General features: G+C 75.7%; 15 protein-coding genes, 1 tRNA gene and 1 riboswitch. Of the genes, 11 read left to right on the top strand and 5 right to left on the bottom strand.

Annotated features, from left to right (window positions below; all coding sequences use genetic code 11):
• Positions 1–243: 243 nt before the first annotated feature.
• The 3 genes from OG550_RS20600 to OG550_RS20590 form a co-directional block, all read right to left on the bottom strand.
• Positions 244–1,041: a class I SAM-dependent methyltransferase gene (locus OG550_RS20600; protein WP_327679657.1), complete on the bottom strand. Its 798-nt coding sequence runs from the start codon at positions 1,039–1,041 to the stop codon at positions 244–246.
• A gap of 156 nt (positions 1,042–1,197) precedes the next feature.
• The gene (locus tag OG550_RS20595) at positions 1,198–1,947 is read right to left on the bottom strand and encodes a sensor domain-containing protein (protein WP_327679655.1); all 750 of its coding nucleotides are present in this window, start codon (positions 1,945–1,947) and stop codon (positions 1,198–1,200) included.
• A gap of 115 nt (positions 1,948–2,062) precedes the next feature.
• On the bottom strand, positions 2,063–2,689 hold the full coding sequence (locus OG550_RS20590; protein ID WP_327679653.1) for a GNAT family N-acetyltransferase: 627 nt from the start codon (positions 2,687–2,689) through the stop codon (positions 2,063–2,065).
• Between the two features lie 43 nt (positions 2,690–2,732).
• On the opposite strand from OG550_RS20590, the gene OG550_RS20585 reads away from it, so the two are divergent.
• Positions 2,733–3,776 (top strand): hypothetical protein, encoded by a 1,044-nt coding sequence (locus OG550_RS20585; protein WP_327679651.1) that lies wholly within the window; start codon positions 2,733–2,735, stop codon positions 3,774–3,776.
• Positions 3,777–3,910: 134 nt separating this feature from the next.
• Here OG550_RS20585 and OG550_RS20580 read toward each other — a convergent pair whose 3' ends face one another.
• On the bottom strand, positions 3,911–4,777 hold the full coding sequence (locus tag OG550_RS20580) for a M23 family metallopeptidase (RefSeq protein ID WP_327679649.1): 867 nt from the start codon (positions 4,775–4,777) through the stop codon (positions 3,911–3,913).
• Positions 4,778–4,789: 12 nt separating this feature from the next.
• Positions 4,790–4,948: riboswitch (cyclic di-AMP (ydaO/yuaA leader) on the bottom strand.
• A 244-nt stretch (positions 4,949–5,192) separates the two neighbouring features.
• On the opposite strand from OG550_RS20580, the gene OG550_RS20575 reads away from it, so the two are divergent.
• The 3 genes from OG550_RS20575 (at position 5,193) to OG550_RS20565 (ending at position 7,101) form a co-directional block, all read left to right on the top strand.
• On the top strand, positions 5,193–5,483 hold the full coding sequence (locus OG550_RS20575; protein ID WP_327679647.1) for a YiaA/YiaB family inner membrane protein: 291 nt from the start codon (positions 5,193–5,195) through the stop codon (positions 5,481–5,483).
• Between the two features lie 181 nt (positions 5,484–5,664).
• Positions 5,665–6,489, top strand: coding sequence for an alpha/beta fold hydrolase (locus OG550_RS20570; RefSeq protein ID WP_327679646.1), 825 nt, complete (start codon positions 5,665–5,667; stop codon positions 6,487–6,489).
• A gap of 42 nt (positions 6,490–6,531) precedes the next feature.
• Positions 6,532–7,101 carry a TetR/AcrR family transcriptional regulator gene (locus tag OG550_RS20565; protein ID WP_327679644.1) on the top strand — a complete coding sequence of 190 codons (570 nt, stop codon included), beginning with the start codon at positions 6,532–6,534 and terminating at the stop codon, positions 7,099–7,101.
• Between the two features lie 139 nt (positions 7,102–7,240).
• On the opposite strand, the gene OG550_RS20560 is transcribed toward OG550_RS20565, so the two are convergent.
• Positions 7,241–7,314, bottom strand: a tRNA-Ile gene (locus tag OG550_RS20560).
• A gap of 279 nt (positions 7,315–7,593) precedes the next feature.
• Here OG550_RS20560 and OG550_RS20555 point away from each other — a divergent pair.
• The 7 genes from OG550_RS20555 to OG550_RS20525 all read left to right on the top strand — a co-directional run bounded on the left by OG550_RS20555 (position 7,594) and on the right by OG550_RS20525 (position 15,944).
• A complete protein-coding gene (locus OG550_RS20555; protein WP_327679642.1) occupies positions 7,594–9,957 on the top strand; it encodes a SpoIIE family protein phosphatase in 2,364 nt (787 codons plus the stop codon).
• Positions 9,958–10,119: 162 nt separating this feature from the next.
• A complete protein-coding gene (locus tag OG550_RS20550; RefSeq protein ID WP_327684005.1) occupies positions 10,120–11,967 on the top strand; it encodes a sensor histidine kinase in 1,848 nt (615 codons plus the stop codon).
• The gene (locus tag OG550_RS20545; RefSeq protein ID WP_327679640.1) at positions 11,951–12,364 is read left to right on the top strand and encodes a roadblock/LC7 domain-containing protein; all 414 of its coding nucleotides are present in this window, start codon (positions 11,951–11,953) and stop codon (positions 12,362–12,364) included. The genes OG550_RS20550 and OG550_RS20545 overlap by 17 nt, the downstream gene beginning before the upstream one ends.
• The gene (locus tag OG550_RS20540; RefSeq protein WP_327679639.1) at positions 12,361–12,708 is read left to right on the top strand and encodes a DUF742 domain-containing protein; all 348 of its coding nucleotides are present in this window, start codon (positions 12,361–12,363) and stop codon (positions 12,706–12,708) included. The genes OG550_RS20545 and OG550_RS20540 overlap by 4 nt, the downstream gene beginning before the upstream one ends.
• Positions 12,709–12,766: 58 nt before the next feature.
• A complete protein-coding gene (locus OG550_RS20535) occupies positions 12,767–13,336 on the top strand; it encodes a GTP-binding protein (RefSeq protein WP_327684004.1) in 570 nt (189 codons plus the stop codon).
• Complete coding sequence (locus OG550_RS20530; protein ID WP_327679637.1) at positions 13,333–14,874, top strand: cytochrome P450; 1,542 nt, start codon at positions 13,333–13,335, stop codon at positions 14,872–14,874. The genes OG550_RS20535 and OG550_RS20530 overlap by 4 nt, the downstream gene beginning before the upstream one ends.
• Positions 14,871–15,944: a cytochrome P450 family protein gene (locus OG550_RS20525; RefSeq protein ID WP_327679635.1), complete on the top strand. Its 1,074-nt coding sequence runs from the start codon at positions 14,871–14,873 to the stop codon at positions 15,942–15,944. The genes OG550_RS20530 and OG550_RS20525 overlap by 4 nt, the downstream gene beginning before the upstream one ends.
• Position 15,945 lies beyond the last annotated feature (1 nt).

The raw sequence follows: 15,945 nt of genomic DNA, 5'->3' as shown, positions 1-15,945 counted from the left end.
CGGGGAACCGAGCCGGTGGCCGTCGACGGCCAGGACAGCTGACGGACAGCTGGCCGCACCTCGTACCGGGCCCGGCGGCTCGGACGTCGCGCGACATCGGCGGTCATCGGCGCGCGCCCGCCCCGGTGGGCGGGCCGGTCCCGGACCGGTGCGGTGAACCGGTCGGTGTCCGAGGCCGCGGCCGCGTCGGTCGGCGTCCCGCCGACGGACGACGGGGATGAGGCCGCCTCCCACGGGTGACCACTACCGGTGGTGGCTCCGGGGCGGGCTGCCGACCCGTCGGAGGACCAGTACGCGTCGGTGGCGGCCACCGGCGAAGGGCGGGACGATCCGGACCTCGCTGGCGATCCGGAGCTCGCCCAGCGCGTACCGGACGGCGTCGAGGCGGGTGCTGCGACGGCCCTCGCCGTCGTGCAGCGGGTGGACGTGGACCTCGCCGCCGGGTGCGGTGACGCGGACCAGTTCGGCCAGCGCGGCGAGCTGCCACTCCGGCCCGAACAGTTCCGGGTAGGCGAAGACCAGGTAGCCGCTGAGGGTGAGGGCGAAGGTGCCGTCCGCGAACGGCAGGCGGGGCAGCGCGGCGGCGACGTACTGCTCGGGGTGGGCGGCACGGTCGGCGGCGAACAGCCGGCGGGCCCGGTCCCAGCTGCGCAGGTAGCGGTCGGGCGGGCAGTGGCGGGGCTCCGGGTAGAGCCGGGGGCGGGCGGCCATCGCGGCGGCGGTGGCGGACCGGGCAGCCAGGGCCCGGGCGGTGATCTCGGCGGTCGGCCGGGCGTACACCGGGTCGGTGGCGATGACCCGGCAGCCGAGCGTGCGGGCCTCGGCCACCAGGCCGGCCGCGCCGCCGGGGCAGTCCAGCAGCGGCCCGGGGAGGGCGGCGAGCCGGGCCCGGGTGAGGCCGAAGAGGCCGCAGTACTCGTCCAGCGGCCGGGAGGTGACCAGGGCTCCGGACGCACCGGGGGCGGACGGGCCGGAGGCGGCGGCGGACGGGCCGCCGGTGGAGCGGGCGGCGGCGGGGCGGGTGGCGGTTCGGTCGGCCATCCCGGCCATCGGAACACGGGCCGGCCCCGCCCGCACCCGGAGCGGTCCGGGGCGGGCGGGGCCGGTGGGTCCGGGAGGCCGTCGGGTCAGGAGGGCGGAGAGGTCGCAGGAGGGCGGGGAGGTCACAGGCGGACCGGGAGGGCGCAGGCGGACCGGTCAGCGGCCGAGCAGGCCCCGGGCGGCGAGCCGGTTGACGTTGGTCAGGCCGCGCACCAGCTGCGGGGTGACGAAGACGAAGAGCAGCCCGACCAGGCAGACGCCCGCGATCTGCGGCATCGACTCGACGAAGAAGACGTGCTGGTCGCCGTCGCTGTCGGTGAAGTCGAACAGCTTGTAGCCCGGCCAGTCCGTGAAGGTCGGGAAGACCCAGTGGTAGACGGGGTAGAGGGCGAGCGACCAGCCGACGGTCATGAAGACCGTCGACACCACCAGGCTGAGGATCGCCCACGGGAACATCACCACCTGGTGGAGCACGGCCTTCCAGCCGGCCGCGTCCCCGAGTCGGGCGGTGATGCCGCCCCAGGCGCCCGGCCGCTTGACCCGGACCGGCTCCGGGGCGGGCACGTCCAGGGCCAGCATGGTGCGGACCCGGGACCGCTCCAGCCGGCCGAAGCCGCGGCCGGCGGCGGTCAGCGCGGCCAGCACCGGCAGGCCGAGGACGGTGACGAAGGTGCCGAGGCCCAGGCAGAACAGGGTGACGGCGAGGGTGAAGCCCGCGACGGCCACCGGCAGGCCGGTCAGGGTGTAGCCGAGCTCGCGGTAGAAGTAGGCGGTGAACGGCGCGCGCCAGGCGTACGGCGGCTCCTCGGTGCGGCGGGCGGCGGCGTCGCGGCGGTCGTACGCCTTGTACGCGTCGTGCGCCTCGTACGCCTCGAACTCGCTGGGCTGCGTGCTGTAGCTGCTCATGGCGGGGTCTCGGTCCCTCGGGTCGGTCGTCCTGCGGCGTGTCCTGCTGACTGCTCCAGCCTGCCAAAACGCCGTCCGGGCGGACATCCGGCTCCCCGGCGAACCGGGGGTGGGGTTATCCCCCCTCCGGTCGGGGCGACCCGGCCCCGGCCCCGGCCCCGGTTGCAGTGGCGGCCCCGGCCCCGGGCCACTCGTCGGAGAGCAGCGCGTACAGGTACGAGTCGTGCCAGCGGCCGTGCAGCCAGAGGTCGTGCCGGATCCGGCCCTCCAGCTGGAACCCGGCCCTGCTCAGCACCCGGACGGAGGCCGCGTTGCGGACGTCCACCCGGGCCTCCAGCCGGTGCACCCCGAGCGGGCCGAAGGCGAGGCCGCAGAGCAGTGCGGTGATCTCGCCCGCGTAGCCGCGGCCCCAGGTGTCGCGGCGCAGCGCGTAACCGAGCGTGGCGGAGCGGTGGTCGCCGAGGCCGAGCGCGGCGTTGCCGACCGGGACGGCGTCGGCCGGGTCTGCGGCGGCGGCGCGTTCGGTGACGGCGAGCCGGTAGACCGTCCGCTCCTCGCGCTCCGCCTCCTCCAGGTACTGCTCGATCTGGTCGGCGCAGGCCTCGCGGTCGCGCACCTCGAACGGGAGGTAGCGGGTGGCCTCCGGGTCCCCGAAGACCGCGTACAGGGCGTCGACGTCCTCGGGGGTGTGGTGGAACTCGCGGATGGCCAGCCGGGGGCCGGTGAGTCGGATGGGCACCATGCCTGCCGACCCTACTCGCGACCAGCGGTTACGGTTCGGAGTTATGGAAGACGAAGACCTGCGGCTCGCCCCGCGCACCAAGGCCGCCGAACTGCTCTCCTGGGCGGAGTCGGAGGGCCGTGCGCCGGTGCCGGGAGCCCCGCTGCGGGCGGTGCTGGCGCTGCTGGAGCTGGGCGGGGGCAGGATGCACGACGGCTGGCCCGAACTGACCTCGGGTGCGGTCGAGCACCTGCTGTACGAGCGGCTGCACCTGTACGTCCAGCCCGTGCCGGGGCAGGACCCGCTGGCGTACGGAGCCGCGGTGCGGCTGCTGATCGACCACCAGCGGGCCGCGAAGCGGCTGAACGCCAAGCGGCAGGAGCGGCTGCACGCGGAGGCCGAATGGCAGGGCGAGCTGGCGGCCGGGCTGCTGCGCCGGGCCGACCTGGTGACCTGGCCGCGGCTGTACGCGCTGCTGCTGCGTGCGGCCGGGGTGGACACCGCCGACGAGGCGGCGGTGCGGTCCTGGCTGGAGGCGTTCGGCGGGCTGGCGGAGGAGGAGCGGCTGGCGGCGTTCGCGGCGCTGGAGGAGGACGGCACGCTGGACCCGGTGGAGGACGGGGGCTGGGGCGGCGGGACCAGGGAGCTGGCGGTCGGGATGGCCACGGACGGTGCGCGGCGGCTGCTGGAGCAGGGGCTGATGGAGCGCAGCTACCGGAACCTGGCGGCGCTGAACGCGCTGGGCCGGCCGATGCCGGCGGAGCTGTCCGGGGACTACGGGGCGTTCGAGGAGGCCGCGGTCGTGGCGGCGCTGGAGCTGGCCGGGGAGTGGACGGTGCCGGGGCTGCCGCGGCTGCTGGTGGAGGAGTTCCCGGAGCTGGCGCCGGAGCCGGGGCAGGCGGAGATCGACGCGTACCTGGCGGGGCTGCCGGAGGAGCCGTCGGACGAAGCGTGGGACGGGTCCTCGGACGAAGCGTGGGACGAGCGGCAGTGGGACGACGAGCGGCAGTGGGGCGATCCGGCGCCGGAGGACGCGGCGGAGGACGCGCCGGCGGACGCGGCGGGGGTTTCGCCGCAGGAGCCGGCGGCGGGGCGGCCCGGGGCGTGACGGGTGCGCGGGAGCCCCGGTCCGGTCCTCGGTGGACCGGGCCGGGGCTCCTCGGCGTCGTGCACTGCCCGGCGCCCGCCGCCGGGGGCGGCGGCGGGGACCGGAGGGCGGTCAGCGGGTGACCGGAGGGGTGGTCAGGGGGTGACGCCGCGCTGCTCGAACCAGCTCTCCGGGTCCACCGGGGCGCCGCCGCCGGGACGGACCTCGACGTGCAGGTGCGGGCCGGTGACGTTGCCGGTGGCGCCGACCTTGCCGATCTGCTGGCCGGGGACGACCTTGCCGGAGCCCTTGATGATCGAGGAGAGGTGGCAGTACCAGATCTCGGTGCCGTCGGGCAGGGTCTCGACGATCCGGTAGCCGTAGGAGCCGGCCCAGCCGGCCGAGGTGATGGTGCCCTGGCCGACGGCGTAGACGGCGGTGCCGGTGTCGGCGGCGAAGTCCAGGCCGGTGTGCAGGTGGGCCCAGTAGCGGGCGCTCTGGCCGTAGTGGGCGGAGAGCCGGTAGTCGCGCACCGGGAGGTTGATGGCGGCGAGCTTGGCCTTCTCGGCCTCCTCGGCGACGCGCTTGGCCTGCGCCTGCTGGGCGACCTGGGCGGCGCGCTTGGCCTCGGCCTCCTGGGCGGCCTGCACCCGGGCGGTCTCCTCGGCGGCGGTGCGCTGGCTGTCGGCCTGCTGCTGGATCCGGGCGGCGAGGGCGAGGCCGGGGTCGGCGGAGAGGGCGACCGGGGCCTCGTCCGGCGTCTCGACGGCGGGCGCGGCGGCCGGGGTCGCGGAGGCGAAGCCGGTGGCGCCCAGGGTGGCGGCGACGGCGGTGACGCCGAGCAGCGGAGCGGTTCCGCGGGTCTGACGGGGCATCCGGTGCCGGTTGGTCTCGGCGACCGGGGCGGTCTCGTCGGCCGGGCCGCCGTACGGGCCCTGGTGGGCCGCGGGGCGGGGGTGGTCGAGCAGCTGGGTGCCGGCAGAGGGGCCGGACGGGTGTGCCGGGGTGTGCGTCGACGCCACGGAGGCGCGCTCCTTTCCTTCCTTCGCGCCTACCGGGTTAGCTGACGGGTTCGGAGCAGGAAGGTCTCCTACGGCTGGGCCTGGGCCCGGCCGATTCACCCCAAGGAACGTGGTTCCCCGGCTCCCTGGCCTGCCCGTGGGCCGACCGGCGGGATTAAGCGACGGCGCACGGTGCCGTCTGGGTACGGCGTTGGGGACCGCGCTGCGTTATCAAACGTTAATCCGAGAGGCCCCCGATTCCAAGCCATCCGTTGAGGACGACAGGATACGGCCGGGCACCACGCGGCCCGATGGGCGTTTTAGGACGATTGACGACAACTGACACTACCGAACGTGATAGGACGTCAACGAACGGCCCCCCATCTGAGTACTCCTACTCATGTGCGGCCGGCGCCGGCGCGGCCATCCTGGCGCCATGAGCGCACCGATGCAGTCCCGCACCACGGCCGCGTACTACGTCCAGGCCGTGCTGTCCTTCGCCGTCTCCGCCGTCGCCCTCGCCGTCGGGATCGCCTACCTCCCGGTCGGGGCCTGGACCCGGGCCTTCCTCGGCCTCGGCCTGCTCTACACCGTCACCTCCGCGTTCACGCTGGCCAAGGTGATCCGGGACCGCCAGGAGTCCACCGACCTGGTCACCCGGGTCGACCAGGCCCGACTGGACAAGCTGCTGGCCGAGCACGACCCGTTCAAGGTGGAGGGAGTCTGAGGCGGGTCCGCCGCCGGGACCGCCCGGGGGATCCCATCGGGCCGGCCGCCTCGGACCGCCGTCGACAGCTGTCGATAGCTTGACGGCTAAGGCTATTAGCCTTAGCTTTATGGCTATCGGCACACGCCGACGACCCGAACCCGCGCGGCACCCCGCCCGCGGCGGACCGAGGAGGCCCACCATGACCGGCACCGCCCCCGCCACCCGCCACCTCGACCTTCCCGGCGGCCGGATCGCGTTCGACGACTCCGGCCACGGCGAGGGCGCCCCCGTCCTCCTGCTCCCCGGGATGCTCGACAGCCGGGCCGCGTACCGGCACCTGCGGCCGCTGCTGACCGCCGCCGGCCGCCGGGTGGTCACCATGGACCTGCGCGGCTTCGGCGAGTCCTCGATCGCCTGGGACGACTACTCGCCCGCCGCGATCGCCCGCGACGCGATCGCCCTGCTCGACCACCTCGGCATCGACCGGGCCGTCCTGGCCGGCAGCTCGTACACCGGCGCCTCGGTGGTGAAGGTCGCCGGGGACGCCCCCGGGAGGGTCGCCGGCATCGTCCTGCTGGACGCCTTCGTGGAGAACCCGCCGCCGAACGCCCTCCAGCGCGCGGTGGTCGGCGCGATGGGCGCCCTGCTGGTCCACTCGCCGGCCTTCTGGGGCCTGTACCAGCGGAGGTTCGCCTACCCGACGGTCAAGCCCGCCGACCACGACGCCTACGTGGACGGGCTGGTCGCCGCGATGCGCACCCCCGGCCGGAAGGCCGCCACCCGCGGCTACGTCCGGGGGGACTCCGCGCCCACCGGCTGGACCGCCGCCGTGCGGTGCCCGGCGCTGGTCGTGATGGGATCCAAGGACCCCGACTTCTCGAAGCCGGAACTCGTCGCCGACCGGCAGGCCGCCGCGCTCGGCGCCCGGAAGGTGATGATCGAGGGCGCCGGGCACTACCCGATGGCCGACCACCCGCAGGCCACCGCCGACGCCCTGCTGGCCTTCCTCGCCGACCTGGCCTGAACGCCGCCGCACCCGCACCGCACCGAGCCCAGGAGAACCGCCGTGCCCCGAGTCGGACTGACCCCCGAGCAGGTCGTCGACCACGCCCTCGCCCTCATCGACGAGCAGGGCCCCGAGGCCCTCACCCTGGCCGCCGTCGCCGGCCGCGCCGGCGTCGCCACCCCCTCGCTGTACAAGCACGTCAGCGGCGGCCTCACCGAACTGCGCCGACTGGTCGCGGTGCGGGTGACCGGGGAGCTGGCGGACCGGCTCGCCGAGGCCGCCCTCGGCCGCGGCGGGGACGACGCCGTCGCCGCCGTCCTGCGCGCCTACCACGCGTACGCCACCGAGCACCCGCACCGGTACGGCGCCCTGCCGCAGGCGCCGCAGCCGGACGGCGACCTGACCGCGGCGGCGGCCCGGCTGGTCGGGGTGATCGTCGCGGTGCTCCGCGCGTACGGACTGGAGGGCTCCGAGGCGATCCACGCCGCCCGGACCTTCCGCTCGCTGGCCCACGGCTTCGCGGCGCTCTCGATCGGCGGCGCCTTCCAGCTCGCCGAGGACCTGGGGGACACCCAGGAGCGGATGATCACCGTACTGACGGCGGGGCTGCACGGCTGGCCCAGGCCCTGAGGCCGCGGGCACGGGGCCGCCCGCGGGCTCCGGGCGCGGACGGCGCCGGGGACCCGGGCTGGAACCCGGGCGCGGGCACGGCACGCGGGCACGACGAAGGGCCCGGAGCGGGGGATGCTCCGGGCCCTTCGGGGTTCGGTGGGGCTAACAGGACTTGAACCTGTGGCCTCTTCCTTATCAGGGAAGCGCTCTAACCGTCTGAGCTATAGCCCCGTGCTGCACGGAGAAGGGTACCGGATCGCGAGGGGGTCGACGTGCCACCGGCTTCCCTGCCGGCGGCCCGGAACGGATGATCGGGACCAATCGGACACCTCGGGTCGGATCGGCCCGGCCGTCGGGCGGTCACCGCCGGGGACCTTCCGACGGCCACGGAGCGGTGCCACCGGGGGCCCGACGCCGCCGGTCGGCCGTCCGGCCCGCCGCTCATCCGCATTGGAAATAAGGTATTAAGAATTAACTGCCCCATAAGGACCCGGAGAGGCCGGAAATCCCGTGGACCCGCGCAGCAGCCCCACCGCGCGCAGTGCCATGCGCTGTGTCCGCTTATTGCTCGGCTGCACCAGCGCCGCCGAACTGCTCGGCACCGTCCTCTCCGAGGGGCCGAACTGGATCACCGGCGAGGGATCCGCGCTCTATCTGCTGGACTCCGCCGGAATGCTCCGGCTCACCGCCTCCCACGGCCTGCCCGACTGGGCCCACGAGCGCTACGGCGTCGTCGACCCGACCGGTGACCTCCCCGCCGCGACGGCGCTCCGGCTGCGCCGCCCCTACCTGCTCAGCCCCGAGCGCACCAGCGTCGACTACCCCAACCGGAACGCCGGAATGGGCACCGGCATGGTCGCCGTCATCGCGCTGCCGATGGTGGTCGACGAACAGCCGCTCGGCGTGCTGGCCCTCGCCCTCGCCCACCGGGGGACCGTCCCCCGGCGCGACCTCGACGTCCTGGAGACCCTCGGCGACGCCTGCGCGCACCGGCTCGCCCACCTGATCGACCACGCGCAGGCCGAGCGCCGGGCGCAGTCCGACCAGGGCGCGCACGCCGGGCACGCCGGGCGGACCGGACAGCGCGCGCCCGCCGGAGTGCGCCCCGGCCCCGGTCCCGACGGGGCAGGCCCGGCCCCGGCCACCGGACCGGGCCAGCCGATGCTCTCGCTCGCCGTCCGGGCCGCCGGGCACGGTGCCTTCGAACGCGACCTGGTCACCGGCGAGACCTACTGGGACGACCACGCCCACCGCCTGGTCGGACGGCCGCTGCCGGACGGCGGCGGCCCGGCGCCCGCCCCGGACCTCGACCTGCTCGTCCACCCCGAGGACCTGCCGGACGTCCAGGCCGCGCTCGCCGAGGCGCTCGACACCGGCGGCCCGTACCGGATCCGCTACCGGGTACCGCGCCGGGGCGGCGGGGTGATCCGGATCGAGGAGACCGGGGAGGTGATGCTGGACGTGCACCGGCGGCCGGTCCGGATCGCCGGGCTGCTCGCCGACCGGGACCACGGCCGCGACCCCGAGGAGCGCCCGGCCGCCCCGGAGGGCGGCGACCCCGCGGTCGGGGCCCGTTCGGCGCTGCTGCTGGCCCTCACCCGGGCGCTCTCCCGGGCGGTCACCGTCCGCGACGTGACGACGGCCGTCACCGATGTCGCCCGGCCGGCCTTCGGGGCCGCGGGCATCGTGCTCGACCTGGTGGACGAGGGCCGGCTGCTGCCCGTCTCGCACACCGTCTACGGGGGCGCGCGGCGCTCCGAGCTCACCCGACTGGCCGACCTCTCCGAGGGCGTGATGCAGAGCGCGCTGGCCCGTTCCGCGCCGCTGTTCAGCGAGCCGAGCCGGAGCGCGCGCGGCCCGGACGGGCAGGCGCCGGACGGGCAGGGCACAACAGACGGGCAGGCGCCGGACGGGCAGCCGACGGACGGGCCCGCTGCCGGCGGGGCGCTCGCGCCGGCGGCCTGGGCGGTGCTGCCGCTGGTGGCCTCCGGCCGGCAGGTCGGCTCCTGCCTGATCACCTTCGCCACCGAACGCGTCTTCGGCCGCGAGGACCGCACCCTCTACTCGGCCTTCGCCGGGATCCTCGCCCAGTCCCTGGAGCGCGCCCGGCTGTACGACACCCACCACCACCGGGCCACCGAGCTGCAGCGCGCGATGCTGCCGCGCTCGCTGCCCCGGCTGCCCGGGATCGCCAGCGCCGCCCGCTACCTGCCGAGCACCGAGGGCATGCAGATCGGCGGCGACTGGTACGACCTGCTGCGACTGCCGCACGGCCTGATCGGCCTGGTGATCGGCGACGTCCAGGGCCACAACGCCGAGGCGACGGCCGTGATGGGGCAGCTGCGCAGCGGCCTGCGCGCCTACGCCACCGACGGGCACGACCCGGCCGCCACGCTGACCCGGACGAGCCGGCTGCTCGCCGAGCTGGACACCGAGCTGTTCGCCACCTGCCTGTACCTCACCCTCGATCCCGCCGACGGGACGCTGCGGGCGGCCCGCGCGGGTCATCCGGCCCCGGTCCGGGTCACCGCGGACGCCCGGGCGGTGGAGCTGGAGCTGCCCGGCGGCCCGCCGCTGGGCGTCGACCCGGACGCGTCGTACCCGCTGGTGGTGGAGCACCTGGCGCCCGGCGAGACGCTGCTCGCGTACACGGACGGCCTGGTGGAGGACCGGGAGGAGGACTACGACGAGTCGGTGCACCGGATGCTCGGCGGGCTGGAGCTGTGGGCCGGCGGCACCGGCCCGGTCCGGTCGGCTCCGGGGCCGGCCCTGGAGCGGCTGGCCGACCTGCTCACCCTGAACGTCACCGAGCGGCGCTCCCGCCCGGACGACGTCGCCCTGCTGTTGTTGCACCGGTTGTCATCAGGGCAATAAGGCCCTTGCCGGGGGGCGGCCGAAGTGTTCGCCGACCGTCGGATCGGGCCCGAAGAACGGTCGTCCGGCGTGCTATTGACGGGATATCGACGAGTTCCGGTCACTTGGCGAGATCCGTTCACACCTTCGTAGGATCATCACCCTAGAATTCGCGGCGTGACGATGACTCAGTGGTGCGCAACGGCAACCGGCGTTCTCGCCGCCCTCGCCTTCGTGGCCGCCGCCCGCTACCGCGCGGTCTCCGCCACCCAGCGCCGCCGGGTCGTCCAGCAGCAGCGCGAGAACGACCGGCTCAAGGAACAGCTCGCCGCCGAACTCGCCCGGCGCGGCGCCGAACTGGCCGCCGTCCAGCAGGAGCAGGAGCTCAACGCCTCCACCCAGCGGGCGTTCCTCAGCGTGGCCCGCCGGATCCTCGTGATGGCCCACGACCAGCAGGCCCTGCTGGACGAGATGGAACGCACCCACGACGACCCGGCCCTGCTGGAGGGCCTGCTCAAGGCGGACCACGCCGCCGCCCAGCAGGCCCGGCTCGCCCAGACCCTGGCCGTCCTCTGCGGCGCCCGGGCCGGCCGGCACTGGCCCGAGCCGGTCTCGCTGGAGGACGTGGTGCGCGGCGCCCAGTCCCGCATCCTGCCGTTCCAGCGCGTGGTGGTCCGCAGCCGGATCGAGACCGCCGTGGTCGGCGCCGCCGCCGAGGCGCTCATCCACGCCGTCGCCGAACTGCTGGACAACGCCACCCGCTACTCCCCGCCCAGCACCCAGGTGTTCGTCACCCTGATGCCGGTGCACAACGGCGCCGTCATCGAGATCGACGACGGCGGCGTCGGCATGCCCGAGCAGGCCGTCGCCAAGGCGGCCGCCGCACTGGCCGGCGGGACCGCGATGGAGGTCTCCCGCCTCGGCGAGGTCCCGCAGCTCGGCCTGGCCGCGGTCGGCCGGCTCGCCGAGCAGTACGGGTTCCGGGTCACCCTCAGCTCCGCGCCCTCGCCGTACGGCGGGGTGCGGATCGTGGTGCTGCTGCCGAACGCCCTGCTCACCGAGCCGCTGCCGCCGACCGTCCCGGGCTACGGCACGGACGACGCGGTGTTCGGCCCCGGGCCGCACCGGGCCCCCGCTCCCCCGCCGCCCGGCGCCCCCGAACCCGGCCGGCAGGCGGGGCACGGCGCTCCGGGCCCGTACGGCGCGCAGGGCGGGACCGGCTCCCGGGGCGCGCACAGGTCCCCGGGCGCTCCCGCCCGGGGCCCCCGCCCCGAGGACGCGCACACCGGGAACGCGTACGGCCAGGACGCCTACGGCCACGGCACGTACGGCCAGGACGCGTACGGGCCCCGCGAGGCGTACGGGCAGCCGGGCAGTCACGGACAGCCGGGCGGTCACGGGCAGCCGGGCGGCGGCGGGTACGGGCGGCAGCACCAGCCCGGCCCGCAGTCCGCGCAGGACCCGTACGGCTACCCGGCGCCGTCCGGGTACCCGCCGCTGTACCCGCCGGCCGCCGGCTACCCGCCGCTGTCCGGCACCCCGGGAGCGCCCGGCACCGACCCGGCCGGCGCCCCGTCCACCGGCGACCCGTCCACCGACCGGGCGGCCGCGGCCGGCACCACCCCGCCGCCGCTGCCCCGCCGGAGCCACCGGCGCGACCGCGCCACCCGGCACGCCCCGGCCGCCGCGCCGAGCCCCGCGCCCGCTCCGCCGTACCGCTCGGCGCAGCAGGCACAGGCGTTCATGGCGATGTTCCAGGCCGGCACGGCCAGCGGCCGCTCGGCCGCCCGGGCCCAGGCCCCCTCCCCAGCCCCCTCCCCAGCCCTCTCCCCGGGCCAGGAGCAGGGCCGGTCCCACGGTCGGCCCCAGGCCCCCTCCCCGGGCCGCTCCGAGGGACCCGACCAGGCCCGCTCCCCCCGCCACGGCGACCGGCACCCCGGCCGGCCGCAGGCGACCCCGCACGACCCTTCCCTTCCCGCTTCCCCCCAGCTTCCCCAGCGCTCCGGAGAATTCCATGACCACCACCCCTGACCTCGGCTGGCTGCTCGCCGACATCGTCTCCGTCCCGGAGGTCCGGCACGCCGTCGTGGTGTCCAACGACGGCCTGGAGATCGGACGCAGCGCGGGCATCCTCCGCGAGGACGCCGAGCGGCTCGCCGCCGCCTGCTCGGGCCTCCAGTCGCTGGCCCGCGGCGTCGCCCAGGGCTTCGGCGGCCACGGCAGCGCGACCCGCCAGATCATCATCGAGTACGGCGGCGGCTACCTCTTCATCGTCGCCGCCGGCGCCGGCGCCCACCTGGCCGTGGTGACCGCCGAGGCCGTGGACGCCGGGCTGGTCGCCTACCAGATGCAGGTCCTGGTCGAACGGATCGGCTCCCACCTCACCAGCCCGCCGCGCGCCGACCTCGCGGCGGGGGACCAGCGGTGAACGGGCCGGTCCGGCCCTACGTCATCACCGGCGGCCGCAGCCGCCCCACCCGGACCGCCCTGGCCGTGGAGAGTCTGGTCACCGCCTTACCCGACCGGCCCGAACTGCCCGAGGACGCACTGCTCAACCGCGAGCACCAGCGGATCCTGGACCTCTGCCGCAGCCTGTTGTCGGTCGCCGAGGTGGCCGCCTACCTGGGGCTGCCGCTAGGCGTCGTCAAGGTGCTGGTCGGCGACCTCTGGGACCTCGGCGCCGTCCAGGTGCTCCCGCCCGTCCCGCAGGCCGAACGCCTGCCCACAACCCTCCTGGAAGAGGTACTCGTTGGCCTCCGCCAACTCCGCTGACGCCCTCGCGGGCGCGCCCGCCGGTGCGCCCGTCGACCGCCCCGCCGAGCCCCGGTACCTGCCGCCGTCCGTCCAGGGCGCGGTCAAGATCCTCGTCACCGGCCCGTTCGGGGTCGGCAAGACCACGCTGGTCGGCTCGCTCAGCGAGATCGCCCCGCTGCGCACCGAGGAGACCATGACCGCCGCCAGCAGCGGCGTCGACGACCTCACCGGGCGCGGCGAGAAGACCACCACCACCGTCGCGCTGGACTTCGGCCGGATCACGCTCAACCCCCGGCTCGCCCTCTACCTCTTCGGCACTCCGGGCCAGCAGCGGTTCTGGCCGCTCTGGGACGACCTGTCGCGCGGCGCGCTCGGCGCCATCGCCATGGTCGACCTGCGCCGCCCGGACGAGGCCTTCGACGTGCTCGGCCGGCTGGAGGAGCAGCGGATCCCGTTCGCGGTGGCCGTCAACACCTTCCCGGACACCCCGAGCTACCCGGAGGAGGAGCTGCGGTCGGCGCTGGACCTGCTGCCCGAGGCGCCGATCCTCTACTGCGACGCACGGGACCGGCGGGCCGCGTACGACCTGCTGATCGACTTCGTCGACCACCTGCACTCCACGGCCGTACTGGAGCTCCAGCGATGACGCACCCCGAGCCCGGCACCGCGCTCCCGCCGCCCGGCTGCCCGGCGCACGCGGGCGGTGCACCCCCCGGCGCCGCGCTGCCCGGCGGGCTGCCGGTCGGCGTGCCGCTCACCCCGCTGTACGGCACCGCCGTCGCCGACGACCCGCACGGCCTGTACGCCCGGCTGCGCGACCAGTACGGACCGGTGGCACCGATCGAGCTGGAGCCCGGGGTCGAGGCCTGGCTGGTCGTCGGCTACCCCGAACTGCTCGAACTCACCCGCAACGAGGCGCTGTTCTCCAAGGACTCGCGCCGCTGGCGGGTCCCCGCCGAGGGCCGCCTCGCCGCCGACTCGCGGCTCCAGCCGATGACCGCCTGGCGCCCCACCCTGCTCAACCTGGACGGCGCCGAGCACCAGCGGCTGCGCGCCGCCGTCGCCGACACGCTCGCCCAGATCGACCACCGGCAGCTGCGCGAGACCACCGAGACCGCCGCCGACGCGCTGATCGACAGCTGGGGCCCGGACGGCACCGCCGACCTGGTCGCCCAGTACGCGCGCCGGCTGCCGCTGCTGGTCTTCACCCAGCTGCTCGGCCTGCCCGCCGAGACCGGCCAGCACCTGATCCAGCTGATCAGCCACATCGCCGACAGCGGCGCCGAGTCGGTGCGCGCCAACACCGAGTTCCAGGCGATCCTGGTCGACCTGGTCCGGCACCGCCGGACCACCCCCGGCGCCGACCTGACCTCCTGGCTGCTGGCCCACCCGGCCGCGCTGACCGACGAGGAGGCGGTGCACCACCTGGTGGTGATGATGGTCGCCGGCAACGAGACCACCATCTGCTGGACCGGCAACACGCTGCGGCTGCTGCTGACCGACCGCCGGTTCCGGGCCACCCTCACCGGCGGACGGCTGACCGTCTCGGACGCGCTGGAGGAGGTGCTCTGGCGCGACCCGCCGACGCAGAACTTCCCCGGCCGGTGGGCCACCGGCGACACCGTCCTCGGCGGCCAGTACATCAGCCGGGGCGACATGCTCGTCCTCGGCCTGGCCGCGGCCAACGCCGACCCGGCCGCCCAGGGCACCGGCGCCCTCGGGCACGGCGCGCTCGGCGGCAACCGGGCCCACCTCGCGTGGGGCGCGGGCAAGCACGTCTGCCCGGCCCAGCAGCCGGCCCGGATCATCGTCGAGACCGCCGTCGAGACCCTGCTGCACCGCCTGCCGGACCTCCAACTGGCCGTACCGGCGGGCGAGCTGGCCTGGCGCCCGTCGCCGTGGTCACGCGCCCTGGTCAGCCTGCCGGTGCTCTACAGCGCCTTCACCCCGCCCCGCCCGCCAGCCCCCGAGAGGCCCACCGCATGGACACCGCCGCTGCCGCCGAGCACGACCGCCCCGGCCACGGAGCCGTCCCCCTCCGAGGAGGGTCCGGCACCGGAGCAGACGGCCCCGTCCGGCTCGACCCCTTCGGACGGGACCAGCACGGGGAGAACGCCCGGCTCCGGGAAGCCGGCCCGGCGGTCCTGGTGGAGCTCCCTGGCGGGGTGGTGGTCTGGGCAGTGACCCACCACGACACCCTCCAGCAGCTGCTCGCCGACCCCCGCGTCGGCAAGAACCCGCAGCTGTGGACGGTGTTCCGGGAGGGCCGCCTGCCGGCCGGCTGGCCGCTGACCAACTTCGTCACCGTCCCCGGCATGATCACCGCCGACGGCGACGACCACCGGCGGCTGCGCGGGCTGGTCACCCAGGCGTTCACGCCGCGCCGGGTCGCCGAGCTGCAGCCCGCCATCGAGGCCCGCACCGTCGCGCTGCTCGACCGAATAGCCGGTCTGGAGGGCGAGTTCGACCTGCGCGAGCACTTCGCCTACCCGCTGCCCATGCAGGTGATCGGCGAACTGCTCGGCCTGCCGCCCAAGCAGCAGGACGAACTGCACGAGCTCTCCGACACCCTGGTCTCCAGCTCGGCCACCCCCGAGGCCGCGGTCGCCGCCCAGCAGTCGCTGTTCGCCCTGCTCGCCTCGGTGGTCGCCGCCAAGCGGGCCGAACCGGGCGACGACCTCACCACCGACCTGATCGCCGCGCGCGAGGAGGACGACCGGCTCAGCGAGCAGGAACTGGTCGGCACCCTGCTGCTGATGCTGGTGGCCGGCCACGAGACCACGCTCAACCTGATCACCAACGCCGTCCGGGCCCTGCTCGCCCACCCCGAGCAGCTGGAGCTGGTGCGCAGCGGCACGGCGTCCTGGTCCGCCGTGGTGGAGGAGACGCTGCGCCACGACTCGCCGGTCGGCCAGTTCCCGCTCCGGTACGCGGTCGAGGACATCCCGGTCGGGGACGCCGTGATCCGGCGCGGCGACGCGCTGCTCGCCTCGTACGCGGCCGCCGGGCGGGACTCCGGGCACTACGGGGACGCGGACCGCTTCGACCTCACCCGGCAGCCGAACCGGCACCTGTCGTTCGGCCACGGCCCGCACTTCTGCCTCGGCTCCGGGCTCGCCCGGATGGAGGCGGAGACGGCGCTGCGGTTCCTGTTCGAGCGGTACCCCGCGCTGGCCCTCGCACCGGGCCCGGCGCCGGAGCCGATCGGGTCGTTCGTCAGCAACAGCGTGCGGACGCTGCGGGTGACCGTCTGAC

It is taken from the genome of Kitasatospora sp. NBC_00458 (assembly GCF_036013975.1).
In the GTDB taxonomy this organism is placed as follows: Bacteria; Actinomycetota; Actinomycetes; order Streptomycetales; family Streptomycetaceae; genus Kitasatospora.
Note: the sequence above shows the minus strand (reverse complement) of the source record. Positions and strands in the feature narration are given on the sequence as shown.